This window comes from Streptomyces sp. CC228A (genome assembly GCF_021390935.1).
GTDB lineage: Bacteria > Actinomycetota > Actinomycetes > Streptomycetales > Streptomycetaceae > Streptomyces.
Genome location: NZ_JAJPUI010000002.1, coordinates 89,993 through 112,024 on the forward strand (window position 1 = coordinate 89,993; position 22,032 = coordinate 112,024).

13 protein-coding genes and 3 pseudogenes are annotated in these 22,032 nt (G+C 74.6%); 4 read left to right on the top strand and 12 right to left on the bottom strand.

Features of this window, described 5'->3' with window-relative positions; genetic code table 11:
• Positions 1-153: 153 nt before the first annotated feature.
• The 4 genes and pseudogenes from L6E17_RS05830 to L6E17_RS05845 form a co-directional block, all read right to left on the bottom strand.
• Positions 154-1,715, bottom strand: a pseudogene (locus L6E17_RS05830) (PucR family transcriptional regulator).
• A gap of 493 nt (positions 1,716-2,208) precedes the next feature.
• Positions 2,209-4,638 (bottom strand): annotated as a pseudogene (locus L6E17_RS05835) (ATP/GTP-binding protein).
• Between the two features lie 87 nt (positions 4,639-4,725).
• Positions 4,726-5,220, bottom strand: a complete 495-nt coding sequence (locus L6E17_RS05840) for a stress protein (protein ID WP_236239728.1) — start codon at positions 5,218-5,220, stop codon at positions 4,726-4,728.
• A 275-nt stretch (positions 5,221-5,495) separates the two neighbouring features.
• Positions 5,496-6,005: a stress protein gene (locus L6E17_RS05845; protein WP_236239729.1), complete on the bottom strand. Its 510-nt coding sequence runs from the start codon at positions 6,003-6,005 to the stop codon at positions 5,496-5,498.
• Between the two features lie 371 nt (positions 6,006-6,376).
• Between L6E17_RS05845 and L6E17_RS05850 the strand changes: the two genes are divergently transcribed.
• The 3 genes from L6E17_RS05850 (at position 6,377) to L6E17_RS05860 (ending at position 10,212) form a co-directional block, all read left to right on the top strand.
• Positions 6,377-7,528, top strand: a complete 1,152-nt coding sequence (locus L6E17_RS05850; protein WP_236239730.1) for a LuxR family transcriptional regulator — start codon at positions 6,377-6,379, stop codon at positions 7,526-7,528.
• Between the two features lie 405 nt (positions 7,529-7,933).
• Positions 7,934-9,268: a 4-aminobutyrate--2-oxoglutarate transaminase gene (gene gabT / locus L6E17_RS05855; protein WP_236239731.1), complete on the top strand. Its 1,335-nt coding sequence runs from the start codon at positions 7,934-7,936 to the stop codon at positions 9,266-9,268.
• Between the two features lie 137 nt (positions 9,269-9,405).
• Positions 9,406-10,212, top strand: coding sequence for a phosphatase PAP2 family protein (locus L6E17_RS05860; RefSeq protein WP_236239732.1), 807 nt, complete (start codon positions 9,406-9,408; stop codon positions 10,210-10,212).
• Between the two features lie 605 nt (positions 10,213-10,817).
• Here L6E17_RS05860 and L6E17_RS05865 read toward each other — a convergent pair.
• A pseudogene (locus L6E17_RS05865) lies at positions 10,818-11,306 on the bottom strand (hypothetical protein); the annotation flags it as partial.
• A 384-nt stretch (positions 11,307-11,690) separates the two neighbouring features.
• Here L6E17_RS05865 and L6E17_RS05870 point away from each other — a divergent pair.
• Complete coding sequence (locus L6E17_RS05870) at positions 11,691-12,431, top strand: GNAT family N-acetyltransferase (protein WP_236239733.1); 741 nt, start codon at positions 11,691-11,693, stop codon at positions 12,429-12,431.
• Positions 12,432-12,495: 64 nt separating this feature from the next.
• Here the strand turns inward: L6E17_RS05870 and L6E17_RS30885 are convergent, their stop codons facing one another.
• The 7 genes from L6E17_RS30885 to L6E17_RS05905 all read right to left on the bottom strand — a co-directional run bounded on the left by L6E17_RS30885 (position 12,496) and on the right by L6E17_RS05905 (position 21,991).
• Positions 12,496-14,145, bottom strand: coding sequence for a PP2C family protein-serine/threonine phosphatase (locus tag L6E17_RS30885; RefSeq protein ID WP_236239734.1), 1,650 nt, complete (start codon positions 14,143-14,145; stop codon positions 12,496-12,498).
• 422 nt (positions 14,146-14,567) lie between these two features.
• Positions 14,568-15,986 carry an FAD-binding oxidoreductase gene (locus L6E17_RS05880; RefSeq protein WP_236239735.1) on the bottom strand — a complete coding sequence of 473 codons (1,419 nt, stop codon included), beginning with the start codon at positions 15,984-15,986 and terminating at the stop codon, positions 14,568-14,570.
• A 29-nt stretch (positions 15,987-16,015) separates the two neighbouring features.
• The gene (locus L6E17_RS05885) at positions 16,016-16,822 is read right to left on the bottom strand and encodes an ABC transporter permease (RefSeq protein WP_236239736.1); all 807 of its coding nucleotides are present in this window, start codon (positions 16,820-16,822) and stop codon (positions 16,016-16,018) included.
• Entirely contained in the window at positions 16,822-17,757 is a 936-nt protein-coding gene (locus L6E17_RS05890) for an ABC transporter permease (protein WP_236239737.1), read from the bottom strand. The genes L6E17_RS05885 and L6E17_RS05890 overlap by 1 nt, the downstream gene beginning before the upstream one ends.
• Positions 17,754-18,905 carry an ABC transporter ATP-binding protein gene (locus L6E17_RS05895; protein WP_236239738.1) on the bottom strand — a complete coding sequence of 384 codons (1,152 nt, stop codon included), beginning with the start codon at positions 18,903-18,905 and terminating at the stop codon, positions 17,754-17,756. Before L6E17_RS05895 ends, L6E17_RS05890 begins: the two co-directional genes overlap by 4 nt.
• A gap of 163 nt (positions 18,906-19,068) precedes the next feature.
• On the bottom strand, positions 19,069-20,316 hold the full coding sequence (locus L6E17_RS05900; protein ID WP_236239739.1) for a spermidine/putrescine ABC transporter substrate-binding protein: 1,248 nt from the start codon (positions 20,314-20,316) through the stop codon (positions 19,069-19,071).
• A 112-nt stretch (positions 20,317-20,428) separates the two neighbouring features.
• Positions 20,429-21,991: a gamma-aminobutyraldehyde dehydrogenase gene (locus L6E17_RS05905; protein WP_236239740.1), complete on the bottom strand. Its 1,563-nt coding sequence runs from the start codon at positions 21,989-21,991 to the stop codon at positions 20,429-20,431.
• Positions 21,992-22,032: the final 41 nt, after the last annotated feature.

The window sequence follows — 22,032 nt, forward strand, 5'->3', positions numbered from 1 at the left end:
GCCGGTTCGTCCTGCCCGCCGGCTCCTTCTACCCGACGGCGCCCTCTGCCCGCCGGATCACTCTGCCCGTCGGCTCACTCTGCCCGTCGGCTCACTCTGCCTGGGGGGTTCCCGGGCCCCGGGCCGGGGTGATGCGGGCCGGTTCGGGGGCCCTCATGGTGCGGGAGGCTGGTCCCCCGTCGCCTTCAGGGCGAGCCACAGCTCCATGCGGACATCCGGGTCGTCGAGCGAGCGGCCGAGGATCTCCTCGACGCGCCGCATGCGGTAGCGCAGCGTGTGGCGGTGGACGCCCAGGTCCGCCGCCGCGGCGTCCCACTGGCCGTGGCGGGAGAGCCAGGCGCGCAGGGACGCGACGAGGTCGCCGCGGCCGGTCGCGTCGTGCTCGTACAGCGCGCGCAGCATGCCGTCCGCGAAAGCCCGTACGGCGTCGTCCGCGAGGAGGGGCAGCAGGGAACCCGCCGCGAGCTCCTCGTGCTCGACGAGGGTCCTCCCCCGGCGGCGGGCCACCGAGAGGGCCTGCTCGGCCTGCTTGTACGCGCCCGCCGCGGCTATCGGCCCGGTGGGGGCGGAGAGCCCGAGGAACGCCCCGGCCTCCTCCGCGTCCTTCTCCCCGTACGCCTCGCAGGCGGCGACCACCGCTCCCCCGTCCGCCGCCAGGACCACCAGCCGGTCGACGCCCTCGGGCACGGCCAGCACGGCCTCGCCCGCACCCGCGGCGGCGGTTTCGAGGGTGTCCGCGAGGGACGCGAGCGGCGGTTCGGCCGCCGGGTCCAGGTCGCTCCCGGCCTCGGCGACGACCAGCCGGAACGGGGCGTCGAGCAGCCCGCCGTACAGCTCCCCGGCGACCGTGCGGGCGTGGTCGGGCTGGCCGGCCAGCAGCATCCGCAGCACGGCCGCGCCCAGCCGCTGCTCGGCGGCCTGCAGCGAGCGCGAGCGCTCCGTCGTCAGGGTCAGCAGGGCGATCGCGGAGTGCACGGCGTACCGCTCCGCCGTGCCGAGCGGAGCGCCCGTGCCGACCGCGAGCGCGCCCCGCACACGCCGGCCCGTGCCCAGTGACTGGAGCTCCACGCGGTCGTCGGTGCCGCCCACGACGGCGGTGGCGGCGCGGCGCGCTCACGCAGCCGCTGCACGTCGGGGGCGAGCCTGGCCGCCCGGCGCGCCGCCCAGTCGGGCGCGGCGGCGACGACCGCGCCGGACGCGTCGTACAGCGCGGCCCAGCCGTCCACGTGCGCCGCGAGGCGGGCGACGACCGCGTCGGGGCCCTCCGCGAGAGCGGCGCGGGTCAGCTCCCGCTGGGCCTCGAACCCGGCGGTGACCGCGCGGTACTGGTCGGCGGCCAGCGCCGCCGAGACCGCCTTGGAGATGGCGAGGAACGGGGTGCGCCTCGGCACTTCCAGGAGCGGCAGGTCCTCCTCCAGGGCGGCGTCCAGCAGCGCCTGGGGAAGGGCGTCGTAATTGACGCCCACGGCGAAGCCGACACCGACGACCCCCGCGCCGGCGAGGTGCCGCACGTAGCGGCGCATCGCCTCGACGTTCTCGGCGTCGAGCGTCATGGCGGTGGTCAGCAGCAGCTCGCCGCCCTCCATGTAGGGCACGGGGTCGGCGAGTTCGCTGACGTGCGCCCAGCGGACGGGCGTGTCGAGGCGGTCCTCGCCCGCCCGCACGGTGAGCTTGAGCGCCGAGTGCTGGACGAGGGAGGCGAGGGTGAGCGGCATGAACCGGCGGGCCTTCGGGAGGGGGCGGGAGTGCGGGGGGGGTTTGCGCCGTCCCGTATGAACGGCTCTCCTCGATTCTGCCAGGACGTACGACTGTCGCTCATGGGGCGTCCTCTCCGGTCGGCGCACGCGGTGGCGGCGTGCACGGCCCCCGCCCCCGTCCGGACCCGGTCGCCGGTGCGCGGTGGCGCGGTGGCGCGTGACGGTGCGCGGCCCTGCGGGCCCGGTCGCCGGCCTCCGCCCGTCGTACGGGCCCCGCCCCTGGCCCCCGCTGCCGTACAGACCGGCCCCGGTCGCCGCCGCCGTACGGGCGGCGCCAGCCCCGCGGCCGTACGGTTCCGGCACCCGTGCCGTACGGGCCCCTCCGCCGGCGCGCGGCGGTGCGCGGGCCCGGCCGCCTGCCGACGGGGGTGAGCGGGGCCGGCTACCGGTCTCGGCGGTGTGCGGGCATGTGGGCCGAGTGGCGGTGTACGGGCGGGACGCCGCCGAGCGGTCAGCCGCGCAGGTCGACGAGGAGCGGCGGGACGTGCTCGCCCTGGACCCGGGTCAGCGAGAGCACCGCGTGGCCCGCCGGGACCCCGTGCGCCAGCTCGGAGGCGGACCAGCGCTGCCGTTCCACCTCGCGGACGGTGACGGCCTCCGCCGTGGCGGCGCGGCCCGTGACCAGGCGGCGCAGCGCGTGCAGGAACCGCGTCAGCGGCTCGTCCGCGATGATCTGCCGGTTGGTGATGTCGCGGGTCTGCACCCATTCGGTGCCCCACACCTCGGCGAATCGGCCGCCGTCCCAGGGCGCCAGCCCCGCGAACGCCATGCGGCAGCCGACCGCGCCGAGCAGCGGACCGCGCAGGGCCTCCGGCACGTCCTCCAGGGTGCGCAGCGCCAGGACGACGCCCGCGTGGGCGGAGCGCAGCCGCTGGATGCCGCGCACGGCGTCGGCGCTGACGGTGTCGGTGGCGTCGTCCAGGACGAGGCAGGCGAACAGCGACCGGTCGGCGCGGGCGAGCGCGGCCTCGGTGAACTGGGCCAGCACCAGCCGGGCGACGATCCGGGACGCCTCGGCGTGGCCGCGCTCCGGCAGGTCGACGCGGACCCGCACGGGGTGCTCGATGGCCCGCAGGGAGAAGGGCCGCCCGGGGCGGTCCGCGGGAGGCGTGGGGGCGGGGGCCTTGCGGGACGGGTCGGCGGGTGCCTCCCGCCGGGCGGCGGGGCCGTCGGTGCGGAAGACGTGTGCGAAGGCGGGCCGGTCCAGGAAGGCGATCCGCTCCGCGAGCAGCACCGCGACGTCGTCCCCGCGCTCGGCCTGCCGGGCCCGCGCGTCGAGGTCCCGCAGCTGGGCCGGGTCGCCGGCGACGGCGGCGCGCAGCGCGGCGAGGGCGCCGGGGGCGCCGCCGAGGAGTTCCCGCAGCTCCGGTACGCCGGGGAAGTGGCCGTGCGCGGCGCGGTACGGCCCGATGAGCTGGGCCAGGGCGGTGGCGGCGCGGCGGGTGTCCGGGAGGAGGTCGCCGGCCAGGGCTTCGGCGAGGAGCCGGGCCGCGTCGTCGGGCTCCTCGGCGCCGCCGTACAGGTCGAGGTCGTGCCGGGCCTCGGGGTCTCCGACGGCGATGACCGCGTCGAAGGCGTCGTCGGGGGCGAGGCGGGTGCCCCTGGCGGCCACGGCGACGACGGCGGCGCGGCCCGCGAGGGCCTGGAGGCACAGGGACTCGGTGACGGGTCGGGTGAGCCGTTCGGTCTTGCCCGACCCGGCGGGGCCGATGGCGAGCAGGGAGGTGCCGAGCAGCTGGGGTTCGAGGGCGACGCCGGTGGTGCGGCGGGCGTAGGGGTTGCGGGGGTGGTCGGCGGCCGTGCCGATGCGCACCTGCCCGGTGACGAGGTCGTGGGTGGCGGTGCGCGTCGGCAGGTCGCAGGCCGGAGGGGTGGGCGCAGGCGGCGGCGCCGTGCGCGCGCACGGCCTCGGTGAAGGCGGCGAGGCGGGCGGGGTGGGTGCGTACGCCCTCCCAGGCCCGCCGGATGCGCGCGTAGTCGACGTCGCCGAGCGCGCCCGCGCGGGTGGCCTCGGCGAGCCGGGCGGCGGCTTCGGTGAGGCCTGCGTCCCGCAGGTCAGGCCACTCGGCGGGGTCGGCCGCCCCTTCGGGGCTGTCCGGCTGCGTGTCGCGGGCGCCGCGGCGGCCGCGGCGGGCGACGACGGGCCAGCGGCGGCGCGGCCGACGACCGCGATGACGGCGGCGGTGAGCGCCACGTAGTACAGGTTGGAGAACCACGTCAGCCACTCCACGGTCCGCGGCATCGCCCGCCACACGCCGGGGAGCAGCACGAACAGCGGCCAGAGCGGCACGCCGTAGCGGCGCCACAGCTCGCCCCAGTTGCCCAGGCGCCCCATGCCGAAGGCGATCAGGGCCAGCACGAGGCCGTAGTAGAGGTAGGTGAGGACGACGAACAGCGGGTACTGCGGGTGGTGGACGTTCGTCCACTCGGTCGGCACGAGCCAGAACATCGGCTGGACCCACCAGTTGCGGGTGAAGATCCAGCCGAACTGGAGGTAGCCGTTCCAGAGCAGGGACCAGAAGAGCCAGCCACAGAGGTACGCGATGAGCGCGCCGCTGACGAGTTGCCTGGCGGGCACGAGGTCGGGTTCCTGCTCGGGCCGCGGGCGGTGGCCGAAGCGCCAGACGCCGGGCTCGGCCTCGGGCCGCGGGGTGCGCAGCCACTCCAGGACCGAGGCCGCCCTGGTGCCGCCGCCGGCGCCGGGAGCCGGGCGGGGCGCGTGCCGGGGCACGGGAGGCACCGGGGGCGCGGCCGCCGGGCCGTCCTGCGGGTGCGGGCCCGGCCCCGGGGGCGGGGCGGACGGTTCCGGAGGCGCGGCCGGGCGTGGTACGGGATCGGCGTGCGCGCCCCGTGCCTCGTACGACGTACCGTCCCTGTCCATTCCCTGCCCCCTGACCAGCCAGGCCCACACGTCCGTGCACCCGTCAATCTAGTGCCCGCGGCGGGTGCCGGCCCGGGTGACGCGGCGTCACCAGGAGCGGCGGAACGTCACATGGCCGCCGTCGCGGTCGAACCAGCCCTTGAAGCCCCAGTTGATCCAGCCGCCGTCGCCCTGGTTGGTGAACCGGCCGGACTCCGCGATCCACAGGCCGTAGTAGATGTTGCCCCACTGGACGTTCGCGTAGAGGCGCTTGCCGTGGAGGCGTTCCTGGTAGCCCTGGCTGAGGTTCATCAGCATGACGTTGTGTCGGCCGCCCGCCGCGTCGAAGGCCTTGTTGACGGCCTCACGGACGAAGTGGCCCCGGTCGTCGGTCTTGATGGACCGGATCGCGTCCGCGATGCGGTTGCCGGCCCCGAGCTGGTCCATGGAGACCTTCACGCTGACGCCCTTGGCGGAGGCGGAGGCGGAGGCGGGGGCGGGGACCGCGCTTGTCGGCCGCTCGGCCGCCTGGGCGGGAAGCGCGCCGCCGAGGACGGCGGCCGAAGTGAGGGCGAGAGCGGCCAGGGTGGTGCTGCGTCGCATGGTGTCGCGGTTCCTTTCGGTACGGGGTGCGGTACGGGTACGTGTACGGGTACGGGCATGGGGGCACGTGCGGGCCAGGAGGCGCGTACGGGTGAGGGGTTCGGGGCGGGCGGCGGCGGAATGGGCGGCACGACCGGGAGGGGCCGGGCGGGCGCCGTGGGGGCCGGCGGGGTGGCCCGTGCGGGCGGCGCTGGCGGAGGCGACGTGGTGGGCGGGTTCGGCTGCGGCGACGGATCCCGCCGGGTCGGCGGGTCCCGCCGGATCGGCGGCGCCGGTCACCAGGAGCGGCGGAACGTCACGTGGCCGCCGTCGCGGTCGAACCAGCCGCGGAACGCCCAGTTGATCCAGCCGCCGTCGCCGTGGTTGGTGAACGTGCCGGACTCGAAGACGATGACGCGGTAGGTGCCGTGGATGCCGCTGATCCTGGCGTCGTAGACGACGCCCCTGAGGTGCGCGGTATGGCGGTTGGCGTTGTTGATGACCATGACGTTGTACCGCTGTCCGGCCTCGTAGAAGGCGCCCTCCATGAGGCTCTTCACATAGCCGCTGCGGTTCTGCTTGCGCTCGATCGCGTCGGTGACGATGCCGATGAGCTTCTTGGTGATGTCGAGGATCGCGACGGCGACATCCGCCTTCCCCGCCCGGGCTCCCGCCTGGCCGGTCACCACGCCCTGCGCGGGGGCGGGACCGGGCGGCGCGGCGAGCGCGGCGGTCGGCAGGACGAGGCCGGTGAGGACGGCCGAGCTGACGGCGACGGTGGCGATACGCCTGCGGCGCAGGTTCATGACGGTTCTCTCCTCTTTCCTTCTCGCGGAGTACCCGGTCCGGCCCGTCGCGCAGGGCAATTCCGCGGGTGGCGGAAAAGCACCCTTCCGGGATAAGGACAGCTGTCCGGAAAACGCCACCAGGCAACCATTGAGAGCGGTCTCAACTCTCCTAGGATGGGCGCGGGGGCAGGGCCTCGCCCTGGTGTACGGACAGACCGAGCGAGCTTCATGCCATTGCTTCGACTGAACGTGAATTCAGCTCCGGTAATACGGCGGCCGATGTTTTCCGGCGCCTTTTCCCGGCGCCTCAAGAATGCGTGGGGAACGGACCTCCGGTCCAGGGTCCGCCCCGTTCAGCAAGCGGCCTGGCAGGAAGGTGAGGGGGCACGATGAACACGTTCACGAGTACGCCGTCGGACCTCGGCGACACGGCCCGGCGGGCCTACGCCCATCTGCTGGAACGGGGCGCGGCGACCCCGGAGTCCGTCCGGGCGGCGCTCGGCGTCTCGCAGCGGCAAGTGCAGGAGGCGCTGGCGGAGCTGACGGACCACCGGCTCGCCACCGCGGAGGCGGCCGGGGGGATCAGGGCGGTCAGCCCGTACACCGCGGCGGCCGAGCTGATCGGCCCGGAGGAGGGCCGGCTGCGGCGGCGGCTGGACGCCCTGGAACGCGCCAGGGCACGCCTTGAGGCCCTGGGGCCGGTGTACGAGCAGGCGCACCGCCGGCGGCGGGCCCCGGACGCGGTGGAGGTGGTGGGGCCGCACGACCGGGTGGCGCGGCTGGTGGCGGACGCGGCGGCCCGCTGTACCGAGGAGGTGCTGACCGCCCGGCCCGTCGGGCACCCGGGGTGCCGGCGGCCCGGCAGCGAGGCGGCCCGCGACCTGGAGCTGCTGGAGCGGGGGGTGCGCCTGCGGGTGCTGTACCAGCACACGGCCCGGCACAGCCGGGAGGCGCAGCGGTACGCCGAGGAGGTGGGCGGTGCGGGGGCGGAGATCCGCACCCTCGGCGGGCTGTTCGGACGCCTGCTGGTGTTCGACGGCGCGGCGGCGTTCCTGCCCGTGCCGGACGACCCCGAGGCGACCGCGGTGGTGCGGGAACCGTCCGTGGTGGCGTTCCTCGCGGCGGTGTTCGGGCACCTGTGGCACATGGCGGAGCCGTTCGCCCCTTCGTACTCGAAGGCCACCGAGAGCTGTCTGCGGGAGGCTGTCGTCCGGTGGCTGGTCTCGGGGGCGAAGGACGAGGTGATCGCCCGCAAGCTCGGCATGTCGCTGCGGACCTGCCGCAGGCGCGTGTCGGAGCTCATGGAGGAGCTCGGCGCGACCAGCCGCTTCCAGGCGGGCTTCCTGCTCGCCCGGCAGGCCGCGGCCGGGCCCGTGGAGGCGCCGCCGCACACGGCCGCGGGGCCGTCGTCCGCCGCGCCTCCGGTCTCGGAGGGCGCGCCCGCGGCCGCGCAGGCACCGCGCCTGGCCACGGGGACGCCCCCGGCCGGCGCCGGTTCCCTCCCGGACGCGGGGACGCCTCCGCCCCTGGGCCCTCGCTGATCACGGATGCGCCCCCGGACCCGGCCCCGGGCGGCACCCTCTGAGGCCGAGGTCCTCCCCAGGGGCAGCAGGCGCGGCAGGCACGGCACGCAGGCCCAGCCGGGGCAGCGGCAGGCCCAGCCAGGGACAGCAGGCGCGGCAGGCACGGCAGGCGAGGACGGCGATGACGGCGAGGCAGACAGGCCCTGCCAGGGCGGCGGCAGGCACGGCAGCGAGCCCGGAATGCCGGCAAAGGACGGTACGGCCGGCGAGGACGGCGCACGCGGGCGCGCGCGCTATGTCCGCGGCGGACAACGGGATCCGCCGCACCACTCCCGAACGGCGCATGCCCGGTCGGCCTGCCCGGGCCTAGCCTGCGGGAGAAAGTAGAGACATAGCGTCCGTAAGCACCCCCAGGAGCCCCGCATGACCGAAATCCCGCAGGAGCGCCGCGTCGTCACCGCCATTCCCGGCCCGAAGTCGCAGGAGCTTCAGGCACGCCGCGTCTCCGCGGTCGCCGCAGGCGTGGGCTCCGTGCTGCCGGTGTTCACCGCCCGCGCCGGCGGCGGCATCATCGAGGACGTCGACGGCAACCGCCTGATCGACTTCGGCTCCGGCATCGCCGTGACCTCCGTCGGCGCCTCCGCCGAGGCCGTCGTGCGCCGCGCCTCCGCGCAGCTCGCCGACTTCACGCACACCTGCTTCATGGTCACCCCGTACGAGGGCTACGTGGAGGTCGCGGAGGCGCTCGCCGAGCTGACCCCGGGCGACCACGCCAAGAAGTCGGCGCTGTTCAACAGCGGCGCCGAGGCCGTCGAGAACGCCGTCAAGATCGCCCGTGCCCACACCAAGCGCCAGGCGGTCGTCGTCTTCGACCACGGCTACCACGGCCGCACCAACCTCACGATGGCGCTGACGGCGAAGAACATGCCGTACAAGCACGGCTTCGGCCCGTTCGCGCCCGAGGTGTACCGGGTGCCGGTGGCGTACGGCTACCGCTGGCCGACCGGCCCGGAGAACTGCGGTCCCGAGGCCGCCAAGCAGGCCATCGACCAGATCACCAAGCAGGTCGGCGCGGAGAACGTGGCCGCGATCATCATCGAGCCGGTCCTCGGCGAGGGCGGCTTCATCGAGCCGGCGAAGGGCTTCCTGCCGGAGATCGTGAAGTTCGCCAACGACAACGGCATCGTCTTCGTCGCCGACGAGATCCAGTCCGGGTTCTGCCGCACCGGCCAGTGGTTCGCGTGCGAGGACGAGGGCATCGTCCCGGACCTGATCACCACCGCCAAGGGCATCGCGGGCGGTCTGCCGCTGGCCGCGGTGACCGGCCGCGCCGAGATCATGGACGCCGCGCACGCGGGCGGCCTCGGCGGCACCTACGGCGGCAACCCGGTGGCCTGCGCCGGTGCGCTCGGCGCCATCGAGACGATGAAGGAGCTCGACCTCAACGGCAAGGCGAAGCGCATCGAGGAGGTCATGAAGGGCCGCCTCGCCGCCATGCAGGAGAAGTACGAGATCATCGGTGACATCCGGGGCCGCGGCGCGATGATCGCGATCGAGCTGGTGAAGGACCCGGCGGCCAAGGAGCCGAACCCGGAGGCCGCCGCCGCGCTGGCGAAGGCCTGCCACGCGGAGGGCCTGCTCGTGCTGACCTGCGGCACCTACGGCAACGTGCTGCGCTTCCTGCCGCCGCTGGTCATCGGCGAGGACCTGCTGAACGAGGGCCTCGACATCATCGAGGGCGCGTTCGCCCGCGTCTGAGGAATCCCCCGGCCGGTCGGCCGGACCGTGCCCGCGGGCCGGTGACCGGCGGGTACGTGAAGAAGCTGTGGGGGGCCGATGGCGGGTTGGAAAGCCGGCTGTCGGCCCCCCTCCCGTGTGTCGTACGGTCGTGGTGGATGAGAGAAGAACCCCGCTCGCAGGAGACTGCGGGCGGCACCAGGCAGGGGCCTCCCCAGCCCCGTCCTGGGCGTGCCTCAGCGCACACCGCCGGCGCTTCCAGCTCCGGCACTCCTCACCGATCGGACCGTCGCCCGCCCCACACCCCCCGGGGCGCGCGGCTGCACACCGGTCCAGGCGGCCGCCCCGGAACACTCCCCCCTGTTCCTGGGCGGCCGGCTTCCGTTTCCGCCGTTCTCCTGCTGTGCGGGTTCGCACTGGTCACCTGGCAGGTCGCCGTCCGGGGCCCGCTGCTGCGGCTGGACGAGCGCGCCGGGCGCCTGCTCGCCGGGCGCGGGCCTGCCTGGCTCACCGAGGCCGGTGCGGATCTCGGCGGGCTGCCCGTCGCGCTGCCGGTGCTGCTGGCCGCCATGGTCTACGCGGTGGGGCGCGGCCGCCGGGCCCACGCGCTGTACGCGGGCGCGGCCATGGTCCTCGTCCCCGCCCTGGTCGTGCCGCTGAAGCTGCTGCTCGCCCGGCCGGGGCCGCTGACGGAGGCGGCCGGCTACTACCCGTCGGGGCACACGGCCACCGCCCTCGTCGCGTACTGCGGGGCTGCGCTGCTGGTGCACCGGCGCCTGCTGCTGCCGGTCGCCGCCGCCGCGGTCGCGGCGACGGGGTGCGGTCTCGTCCTGCGGGGCTACCACTGGCCGTTGGACGTGGTGGGCAGCGTGCTGCTGTTCAGCGGGCTGGGGCTGTTGCTGCGGGCGGTACGCGGCCGTCGAAGCTCCGCGAGGGCCTCCGGCCGCCGAAGCGGTCCGGTCTGACCCCCGCTCCGCCCGGCGGCGGCCTGCAGACCCGGCTGCCCTCCGCCACCGGCCGCCCGGCCCACTTCACCCCCGGCGGCCTCCTCCGCCGTTCCCGACCCGTGTCACCCCCAGCCGCCTCCGCCGCTGCCCGTGCGACCGGTTGCACCCCCAGCCGCCCACCCCGCCGGCCCTCCCGGCCCGTTTCGCCCGGCGGTCGCCTCTTGCCGCCTCACCGCCTCCGCCGTCGCCTCCGACTACGTCACCGCCTCCGGCGCCGACTGCTGCCGCCTCGCCGCCTCCGCCGTCGGGTGCGTCCCCGCCGCTCAGCCCGTCCCGCCCGTGCCGCCGCCGTTCCCCTCCCCGCCGTCGCCGTGTGCGTCCCCGCCGCTTCGAACGGTGCCGCCCGTGCCGTCTTCGGCGTGCTCGCGCGGGTGCTTTCCGCCCTCCGCGGGTGCGTCCCCGCCCCGGTCGTCGGCGGGGTCGTCCCCGGCGACGCGACCGCCGCCCCCGTGCCCGGGGCGCGCCCCGGCCCCGCCCCCGTGCCCGGGGCTGCCGGCCCCGTTCCGGGCCCGGTGCCCGGGGCGCCCTGCCGCGGTCCCGCCCTCGGCGCTGCGGGTGTGCCCGGCGAGGCTGCCGGCCGCCTCGTGCAGGGCCAGTTCCAGCAGCACGGGATCCGTGAGGGTGCCGGCGCCGTCCGGCAGCACCAGCCAGCGCACTCCGCCGGTGGTCCTCCCCGGGTACGGCACCACGATCCAGGTGCCCCGGCCGGCGGTGCGCACCCCCGTACCCACCCAGCGGGCCGCGGTGCCCGGCGGGACGAAGAAGCCCATGCGCGCGTCGCCGAAGTCCGCGAGGACCGGGCCGGGCCGGCCGACGAGGCGCTGGAGCACGTCGAGCGTCGGGTAGCCGAGCCTGCCCGGGATGATCAGCACGTCCCAGCGCCGCCCGGCCGGCAGCAGCGCGACCCCCGTCGGACTGCGCTCCCACTCCCACCGGCAGGCGTCCGGGTCCGGTGCCACCGACACCAGCCACTCCACCGCCGCCCTGGCCTCTGGTGTCCTCGCCCCGGCCGAGCCGGAGCCGGACGTTCCCGAAGCCCCCGAACCTGTCATCGCGCACAGCCTCCCTGTCCGTCTGCGGACGTGTGTGACTGCCCCTGTGAGCAGTGCGTTCACACAGGGAGAGGGGGGTGGCCGCGGATCATTACGCGGGTTGGGAGACCACGAAGGAGTGAACGGGCTCACGGGGGCGCACAGCGGGCGCGGCAAGCGTGGTGAGAGGTTTCACCCGCGCGTGCGCACGCCTTCTCCCAGGGTTCTGTTCAGCGGGGTTCCGTGGCTGCATACTGAGCTCCTCGCCCCGGTGCCGCATCGGTTCAGCCCGCCCGTGCACACCCGTCGGTGACACGGACGGCCCCGCCCGGCGAGCCTCTCCCTCACTCGCGCGCCGCGACGCCGGCGCGGGAGCTCCCCTGCTCGTGAAAGACCGATGTTCCGTTGCCAGTACCTGTTGTCCTCGACGGGCGCACGGTGCGCCTGGAGCCGCTGGCCATGTGCCACGCGGAGGGCCTCGCCCAGGCCGGTGCTCAGGATCGTGCCGCGTACGCCTTCACCCCGGTGCCCGACGGGCCCGAGGCGGCGCGCGACTACATCGCCCGGGCGCTGGGCGATCAGGCGGCGGGGCGCGCCCTGCCGTTCGCGATGCTCAGCGCCGCCGACGGGCGGGTGATCGGTTCCACCCGGTTCGTCGAACTGGACTACTGGCGGGGGCCGATGGTGTGGCCGCCGGTCACGGGCGTACCGTTCGGGGATCCCGTCACGGCGGTGCCGGACGCCGCCGAGATCGGCAACACGTGGATCGCGGCGAGCGCCCGGGGCACGGGCGCCAACACGGAGGCGAAGCTGCTCATGTTCGCCCACGCCTTCGAGACGTGGGGCGTGCGGCGGATCTCGCTGCGCGCCGACGCCCGCAACAGCCGGTCGCGGACGGCGATCGAGCGGCTCGGCGCCACCTGCGAGGGCGTGCGGCGGGCGCACTCGCGCGGGCTGGACGGGGTGGTGCGCGACACGGCGTTCTACTCGGTACTGCGCGAGGAGTGGCCGACCGTCCGGTCCATCATCGAGCTGCGGCTGTCGGCGGGGCACGAGGTGCGGCTGCTCGCCCCGTCCTTCCCTGCGCCGGATCGGCACCCGCACGGCGACCCGGACGCGGCGGCGAGCCGGCTCATGCCCGCCTGACGCCCGGCTGCCGGGCCCGGGGCACGGTCGCTGCCACACGCCGTGCACGCCGCGTGCGCTACGGCTACGGGCTGCGGAGGCGTACGGCCAGCAGGCAGGCGTCGTCCTCGTGGGACGCCCTCCCGTACTCCTCCGCCAGCCGGTCGACGACCCGCTGCGGCTCGGCGCTGCCGAGGGACACCAGGCGGCGCGCCAGCGCGTCGACGCCCTCGGTGATGTCCTGGCCGCGCCGCTCCACGACGCCGTCGGTGTAGAGCAGCAGGAGGTCGCCGTCGGCGAGGGGCAGTTCGGCCGTCTCGTACACGTGGCCGGGCAGTGCGCCGAGGAGGGGGCCCCGGTGCTCGGTCGGCAGGGCGGACGCCGTGCCGTCCCGCAGCAGCAGCGGCGCGGGGTGCCCGGCGGACGCCCAGCGCAGGATCCGCTCGGGGCCGATGTGGCCGATGACCACGCTCGCCATCGCCGCGGCGGGGTCCGTGGCCACCAGCTCGTTCAGCCAGGTGGCCACGGACCCCGGGCTGGCGCCCGTCTGCGCCAGCCCGGCCGTCGCGTACCGCTGCTGCGCCATGCGGGCCACCGCGTCCAGGCCGTGGCCCTGCGCGTCGCCCACCGCGATCAGCGCCTGCCCGTCGGGCTGGCGCCGGCACTTGTACCAGTCGCCGCCCACGGCCGCGTCCTCCTCCGCCGGCAGGTAGGCGGCGGCCGCGCTGATGCCGAGTTCCGCGAGTCCCGAGGAGTACGTCGGCAGCACCGCCTCCCGCAGGACCGAGGCCACGTGGCGCTCGGCCTCCGCCTGCTGCCGCAGCTGGCGGGCCTCCGTCTCCTTGGCGACCAGGCGGCGCCGGCTGCGCATCTGCGGGGTGAGATCGCGGGCCACCATCTGCACCGCCCAGGGCCGCCCGTCGGTGTCGGCCACCGGCCTGCCCAGCAGGTCCACCGTCCGGACCTCCCCGACCACGTTGAACCGGATCCGGGTCCAGGCGGGCTCCTCCCCCGCCAGCACCGACGCCGCGAACTCGCCGAACGCCTGGACGTCCGCGGGGAGCACCGCGTCGCACATCTCCAGCAGGGACCACGGAAGCTGCGGGTCGGCGCGGAAGATCCGCTGCATGCCCTCGGACCACGACACCGTGCCCGACAGCAGGTCCCACCGGCCCCAGCCCATCGACGCCAGGTGCTGCGCGTCGATGGTGAGCAGCTCCGCCTGGCTGCGCACCGGCCGCCACGTCATCAGCAGCCGGTCGCCGCAGCGGGCGGCGTGGTGCACGAGCTGCACGCGCCGCAGCCGGCCGAACCGCTCCTCGGTGTAGTCCACGACCAGGCCGCCCAGTGCCCTGCCGGTCTCCAGCACCTCGACCAGCGCGTCGCGCAGGCCGCTCGCCGCCGCCCCCGGCAGGGCCGCGAGGTACCTGCGGCCGACCTGCTGGTCCGGCGGGGCCAGCCACTGGGCGGAGCGGACGTGGTTCCCGGCCCGGATGAGGAAGTCGGTGACGGTGCCGGAGCCGTCCCGTACCGGTTCCAGGAGCGCGGCGGACGCGGGGACGGCGGGCAGCGCGGCGCACAGGCACCGCTCCGGGTCGTGGTCCGGGCCCGCACCGACGCACAGGTGCACCGGGCCGTCGCCCTGGCCGCAGGGGCACTGCTCGACGGCCCCGGCCGCCCGGTCCCGCTGCTCCGCGGCCGCCTCGGCGAGCTCGCGCTCGGCCCTCGCCGCCACCCGGGAGGAGTCCCGGGAAGCGGCGCTGCCGCCTCCTCCGTCACCTGCCGCACGTCGCTGCGCAGGGCCTCGGTCTCCCGTTCGATGTACGCCTTCAGCGACACGACGTCGAAGTTGCCCGGCTGCGTCATGGGGTGACCTCCCCGCGGGTGGACGCGCAGCGGCCCGGGTGGACCAGCTACCGCGTTGCCGGAGGAGCCGATCGTAAACGCGCCCGCCCGGGCGGCGCGGGCAGCGCGGGGGCCACGGCCCTATGCGGCCGGCCCGCGCTCCGAGGCGCCCCGGGGGCCGCGGGAGCCGCAGAGGAGGCGGAGGCGCCGCGTCCGCACCGCCCCCGGTCCGCACCCCGGACCCCGCACCCCGCACCCCGCGCCCTTCACTCCCCCGGCGCCCGGGTGCCTGCCGCGGCCGTGCGGGCGCCCTCAGCTGTCGAAGCCGAGGCCGAACCGGTCCATCGCCCGCAGCCACAGGTTGCGCCGGCCGCCGTTGGCGTCGGCGCGGGCCAGAGACCACTTCGTCACGCCGATGCCGGCCCAGGCGAACGGCTCCGGCGGGAACGGCAGCGGCTTGCTGCGGACCATCTCCAGCGCCGTGCGCTCGGTGGGCTCGCCCGACAGCAGGTCGAGCATCACGTCCGCGCCGAACCGGGACGCGCCCACACCGAGGCCGGTGTACCCCAGCGCGTAGGCGACCCGGCCGCGGTGGGCGGTGCCGAAGAACGCGGAGAAGCGGGAGCAGGTGTCGATGGCCCCGCCCCACGCGTGGCTGAAGCGGACGCCCTCCAGCTGCGGGAAGCAGCGGAAGAAGTGCTCGGCGAGCGTCAGGTAGGTCTCGGGGCGCTGGTCCAGCTCGGCGCGGACCCGGCCGCCGAAGGGGTAGATCGCGTCGTAGCCGCCCCAGAGGATGCGGCGGTCGGCGGTGAGCCGGAAGTAGTGGAACTGGTTGGCGCTGTCCCCGAGGCCCTGCCGGTTCCGCCACCCGACGGAGGCCAGCTGCGCCTCGGTGAGCGGCTCCGTCATGAGGGCGTAGTCGTACACGGGCACGGTGTAGTGGCGCAGGCGCCGCACCAGGGCGGGGAAGACGTTGGTGCCGAGCGCCACCTGGCGGGCGAGGACCCGGCCGTACGGGGTGCGGACGGCCATCGACGCGCCGGACGTGCCGAGGGACAGCCCCCGGGTGTTCTCGTAGATCCGCACTCCGGCGTCCAGGCAGGCCTGCTTGAGGCCCCAGGCGAGCTTCGCGGGGTGCAGCAGGGCGACGCCGCGCCGGTCCCACAGCCCGCCGAGGAAGGTCGGCGAGTCGACCTCGGCGCGCACGGCGTCGCGGTCGAGGAGGTCCAGGCCGTCGGCGAGGCCGAGCCGGTCGGCCTCCTCGTACAGCTCGGCCAGTTCGGCCAGCTGGTGCGGCTCGGTGGCGACGTCGATCTCGCCGGTCCGCTCGAAGTCGCAGTCGATGCCGTACGCGGCGACCGCCGCCTCGATGGCGTCGAGGTTGCGGGCGCCGAGCTCCTCCAGCTGCGCGAGCTCGCCGGGCCAGCGGGCGAGGCCGTTGCCGAAGCCGTGGGTGAGGGAGGCGGCGCAGAAGCCGCCGTTGCGGCCGGAGGCGGCCCAGCCCGCCTCCCGGCCCTCGATGAGCACCACGTCCCGCCGGGGGTCGCGCTCCTTGGCGAGGAGCGCCGTCCACAGTCCGCTGTAGCCGCCGCCGACCACGAGCAGGTCGCAGTGCTCGGTGGCGGTGAGGGCGGGCCGCGCGGCGGGCTTGCCGGGGTCTTCCAGCCAGTAGGGGACGGGCTGGGCGTCCGAGAGTGATCGTGCAGCGGTACGCATGGCGACTGGGGCCATGACTTCCAACTCCCTCAGGGTGTCCGGTGTTACTTGAGGTGTTCGGTGCGCTTCCGGCGGGCGGCGAGGAACTGCCCGGCGACGACGACCAGGACCGCGATGGCGAACATGGCGGTGCCGATGACGTTGATCTGCACGGGTGTGCCGCGCTGGGCCGAGCCCCACACGTACATCGGGAAGGTGACGGTGGTGCCGGAGTTGAAGTTGGTGATGATGAAGTCGTCGAACGACAGGGCGAAGGCGAGCAGGGCTCCGGCCGCGATGCCGGGGGCCGCGATCGGCAGGGTGACGCGCAGGAAGGTCTGCACGGGGCCGGCGTAGAGGTCCCGTGCGGCTTCCTCCAGCCGCGGGTCCATGGACATCACCCGCGCCTTGACGGCGACGACGACGAAGCTGAGGCAGAACATGATGTGGGCGATGAGGACCGTCCAGAAGCCCAGCTCCGCCCCCATGTTGAGGAAGAGGGTCAGCAGCGAGGCGGCCATGACGACCTCGGGCATCGACATCGGCAGGAAGATCAGCGAGTTGATCAGGCCGCGCGCCCGGAAGCGGTAGCGGACCAGCGCGAAGGCGATCATCGTGCCGAGGGCGGTGGCGGCGAGGGTGGCCCAGGCGGCGAGCTGGAGGGACAGTCCGAGGGCGGTGCACAGGTCGGGCGCGCCGCAGGGGTCCTTCCAGGCGTCGAGGGAGAACTGCCGCCACTCGTAGTTGAAGCGGCCCTGCGGCCGGTTGAAGGAGAACACCATCACGACGATGTTCGGCAGGACGAGGTACGCGAGCGTGAGGAGGCCCGCGAGCACGACGAGGTTCCGTCGGATCCAGCGCAGCAGCGGCATCAGACCAGGTCCTCCGTTCCGGCCCGGCGGATGTAGACCGTGACCATGATCAGCACGATGGCCATGAGGATGAACGACAGCGCGGCCGCCGTGGGGTAGTCGAGCACCCGCAGGAACTGCGTCTGGATGACGTTGCCGATCATCTTGGTGTCGGTCGAGCCGAGCAGTTCGGCGTTGACGTAGTCGCCGCTCGCCGGGATGAAGGTGAGCAGCGTGCCGGAGACGACGCCCGGCATGGACAGCGGGAAGGTGACCTTCCGGAAGGTGGTGGCGGGCGAGGCGTACAGGTCGTGGGCGGCTTCGTGGAGCCGCGGGTCGATGCGCTCCAGCGAGGTGTAGAGCGGCAGGATCATGAACGGCAGGAAGTTGTACGTGAGGCCGCAGACCACGGCGAGCGGCGTGGCGAGCACGCGGTCGCCCTCGGTGATGCCGAGCGCGCTCGTGACGTCGAGGACGTGCAGGGCGTCGAGGGCCCCGACCACCGCGCCGCCGTCGGCGAGGATCGTCTTCCAGGCCAGCGTGCGGATGAGGAAGCTGGTGAAGAAGGGGGCGATGACGAGGACGAGCAGGAGGTGGCGCCACCGTCCCGCGCGGAACGCGATGAGGTACGCGAGCGGGTAGCCCAGCAGCAGGCACAGCAGGGTGGCGGTCCCGGCGTACAGCAGGGACTTCGCGAACTGCGGGTAGTACGCGCCGAGGGCGTCCGCGTACGTCCGGAAGTGCCAGGTGACCGTGAAGCCCTGTTCCAGGGAGCCGGTCTGGACGGAGGTGGACGCCTGGTAGACGAGCGGCAGCGCGAAGAACACCAGCAGCCACAGGATGCCGGGGAGCAGCAGCCAGTACGGCACCAGCCGTTTGCGGGTGGAGCGCTTGCGCAGGGCGGGGGCGGCTGCGGGGGGCTTCGCCGCGGGCGGGGCACCGGTGAGCGCGGTCATGCGGCGCCCTCCACCGTCTCCACGCCGGCGGAGCGGTCCTGGGCGGCGTCGAGGCCGAAGGTGTGGGCGGGGTTCCAGTGCAGGACGACCTCGGCGCCGGGGACGAGCCGCGGGTCCCGCTCGATGTTCTGCTCGTACACCTGGAGGCCGCTGCCGGCCGGCCCGTCGATGACGTACTGGGTGGAGACGCCGATGAAGGAGGTGTCGGAGATGCGGCCGGTGACCTTGTTGCGTCCGGCGGGGACCTCGTCCGCGTCGTCGGCGTGCGCGAGCGTGATCTTCTCCGGGCGGATGCCGAGGAGGAGGGTGCCGCCGGCGGCGGTGGGCGCGGCGCACCGGTCGGCGGGGAGGCGCAGCGTGTCGCCGCCCGCGGTGACGGTGACGTCGGTGCCCGCTTCGAGGACCTCGGCCTCGATGAGGTTGGACGTGCCGAGGAAGTTGGCGACGAAGGTGGAGCGCGGGTTGTCGTAGAGCTCGGCGGGCGCGCCGAGCTGCTCGACGCGGCCGCCGTTCATCACCGCGACCGTGTCGGCCATCGTCATGGCCTCCTCCTGGTCGTGGGTGACGTGGACGAAGGTGATGCCGACCTCGGTCTGGATGCGCTTGAGCTCCAGCTGCATCTGGCGGCGCAGCTTGAGGTCGAGGGCGCCGAGCGGCTCGTCGAGGAGGAGCACCTGGGGGTGGTTGATGAGGGCGCGGGCGACGGCCACGCGCTGCTGCTGGCCGCCGGACAGCTGGTGCGGCCGGTGCTTGGCCTTGTCGCCGAGCTGGACGAGTTCCAGCATCTCGTCGACCTGCTTCTTCACCGAGGTGACGCCGCGGCGGCGCAGGCCGAAGGCGATGTTCTCGGAGATGTCGAGGTGCGGGAAGAGCGCGTACGACTGGAAGACGGTGTTGACGGGCCGCTTGTGCGGGGGCAGCTCGGTGACGTCGCGGTCGCCGAGGTGGATCGTGCCGGTGGTGGGGTCCTCCAGGCCGGCGATCATGCGCAGGGTGGTGGTCTTGCCGCAGCCGGAGGCGCCGAGGAGGGCGAAGAAGGAGCCCTGGGGGACGGTGAGGTCGAGCGGGTGGACGGCGGAGAAGGAGCCGTAGGTCTTGCTGATGCCGGTGAGGCGGAGGTCGCCTCCGGCGTGGGTGTCGGTCGTCATGAGTCGTGGTCCCAGGTGTGAGGACGGGCGCCGTTCAGGCGGGGTTCGGGGTCCGGGGGTGGACGCCCCCCGGGCGGGCACGGGGCCTGCGGAGGCGGGCACGGCCGGTGCGGGCGGGCACGGCCGGTGCGGGCGGGCACGGCCGGTGCGGGCGCCGGCCCGCCTACGCTCCGATGAGCTTGGCGAACTTCGCCTCGTACGCCGTCTCCTCCTCGGTGCTCAGGGAGCGGAAGGCGTGCGACTTCGCGGCCATGGCCTTGTCCGGCAGGATCAGCGTGTTGGACGCCAGCTCGGGGTCGATCTTGGCGAGCTCCGGGGCAACGCCGTCGACGGGGCACACGTAGTTGATGTAGGCGGCGAGTTGGGCGGCGACCGGGAGCTCGTAGTAGTAGTCGATGAGCTTCTCGGCGTTGGTCTTGTGCCGGGCCTGCGCGGGCACCAGGAGGTTGTCGGTGGAGGTCATGTATCCGGCGGCGGGGATGGCGAAGCGGATGTCCGGGTTGTCGACCTGGAGCTGGATGAGGTCGCCGGCCCAGGCGAGGCAGGCGGCGATGTCGCCCTTGCTGAGGTCGCCGGTGTAGTCGTTGCCGGTGAAGCGGCGGATCTGCTTGGTGTCGACGCCCTTCTGGAGGCGGCCGAGCGCGGCGTCGAAGTCGCCGTCGGTGACCTTGCCGGGGTCCTTGCCCATGTCGAGCAGCGTCATCCCGACGGAGTCCCGCATCTCCTGGAGGAAGGCGACGCGGCCCTTGAGCTTCGGGTCGTCGAGGAGCTGGGTGACGGAGTCGACCTTGCGGCCCCCGGTCGCCTTGATGTTGTACGCGATGACGGTGGAGATGCCCGTCCAGGGGTACGAGTAGGCCCGGCCCGGGTCCCAGTCGGGGCGGCGGAACTGCGGCGCCAGGTGGGCGTAGGCGTGGGGGAGGTTGGCGGGGTCGAGCTTCTGGGCCCAGCCGAGGCGGATGATGCGGGCGGCGAGCCAGTCGGTGACGCAGATCAGGTCGCGGCCGGTGTCCTGGCCGGCGGCGAGCTGCGGTTTGATCTTGCCGAAGAACTCGACGTTGTCGTTGATGTCCTCGGTGTACTTGACCTTGATGCCGGTGCGCCGGGTGAACGCCTCCAGGGTGGGGCGGTGCTTCTCGTCGTCGCTGATGTCGATGTACTGGGTCCAGTTGGAGAAGGCGAGGGTCTTCTCCGCGGCCGAGTGGTCCGTGGAGGAGGTGCCCTGGCCCTCCCGCTTGGCGGGCGGGATGCCGCAGGCGCTCAGGGCTCCGAGGCCGCCGAGGGTGAGGGCGCCGACGCCCGAGGCCCGCAGCAGCGAGCGGCGGGTGAGGGAGGCCCTGCCGTTCGCCAGGCTCCGCCGCATCGCGGCCACCTGGGCCGCGGAGAGGCTGTCGGGCTCGTACTGCTCCATGCGCTGTGCCTTTCGGGAGGGAGGGGTCGGGGCCGCTGGTCGGGCGGCGTCCCTGCGGGCTGTCGGTCCCCGTCCGTGCCGTGCGGTGCCGGTGCGGTCCGTGAGGTGCGGCCTAGCGGCCGCCGAAGACGGTGCGGTGCCAGTCCTTCCTCGCGACCGCGGTGTTGTCGAACATGACGTGCTTGACCTGGGTGTACTCCTCGAAGGAATACGTTGACATGTCTTTTCCGAAGCCGGAGGCCCGGTACCCGCCGTGCGGCATCTCGCTGATGATCGGGATGTGGTCGTTGACCCACACGCAGCCCGCCTGGAGCTCGCGGGTGGCGCGGCCGGCGCGGTACACGCCGCGGGTCCAGGCGGAGGCGGCGAGCCCGTACGGCGTGTCGTTGGCGAGGGCGAGGCCCTCGTCGTCGGTGTCGAAGGGCAGCACGGCGAGGACCGGTCCGAAGACCTCGCTCTGCACGATCTCGCTGTCCTGGGCGGCTCCGGCGACCAGGGTCGGCGGGTAGTAGGCGCCGGCGGCCAGGGCGCCGCCGGGGACCTCTCCCCCGGTCACGACGGTGGCGTACGCGCGGGCCCGGTCGACGAAGCCCGCGACGCGGTCGCGCTGGGCGCGGCTGACGAGCGGCCCGAGGTCGGTGCCCGCCTCGTACGGGTCGCCGAGCCGTACGGTCCCCATGAGGGCGGCGACCTGCTCGACGAAGGCGTCGTACAGCGGCCGCTGGACGTAGGCCCGGGTGGCGGCGGTGCAGTCCTGGCCGGTGTTGATGAGCGCGCCCGCCACGGCGCCGTGGACGGCGGCCTCCAGGTCGGCGTCGTCGAAGACGACGAACGGCGCCTTGCCGCCGAGTTCGAGGTGGAGGCGCTTGACGGTGGCGGTGGCCAGCTCGGCGACGCGCCGGCCGACGGCCGTGGAGCCGGTGAAGGAGGCCATGGCCACGTCGGGGTGCGAGACGAGGTGCTCGCCGGCGTCCCGGCCGGCGCCGGTGACGATGTTGACCACCCCGTCGGGGATGCCCGCCTCGGTGGCCGCCTGGGCGAACATCAGCGAGGTCAGCGGGGTGAGTTCGGCGGGCTTGAGGACGATGGTGTTGCCGGCGGCGACCGCCGGGAGGATCTTCCACGCGGCCATCTGGAGGGGGTAGTTCCAGGGCGCGATGGAACCGACGACCCCGATGGGCTCCCGGCGGACGTACGAGGTGTGGTCCGCGCTGTACTCGCCGGCTGACTGGCCCTGTAGCCGGCGGGCGGCCCCGGCGAAGAAGGCGGTGTTGTCGACCGTGCCCGGGACGTCGAACTCCCGGGTCAGCCGCAGGGGCTTGCCGCACTGGAGGGACTCGGCGCGCGCGAGGTCCTCGGCCTGCTCGGCGAGGACGGCGGCGAACCGGTGCAGGGCGTCGGAGCGCTCGGCGGGGGTGGCCCCCGCCCAGGCGGGGAACGCGCCCCGGGCGGCGGCGACGGCGGCGTCCACGTCGGCGGTGCCGGCCAGCTCGTAGGTGAGGACCTCCCGCCCGGTGGCGGGGTCGGTCACGGTGTGGGTGCGGCCCGAGGTGCCCGGCCGCAGCCGGCCTCCGATGTACTGGGCACCCGGCGCGAACCGCTTCTGTACGGCGGCGGTGTCCTGCGCCTTGTCGGGTGTCTGTGCTGTCTGGGCTGTCCGGCAGCCGTTCCCCATGACGCTCTCCGTTGTCCCGGCCTGAATTGAGTGCCGATCCT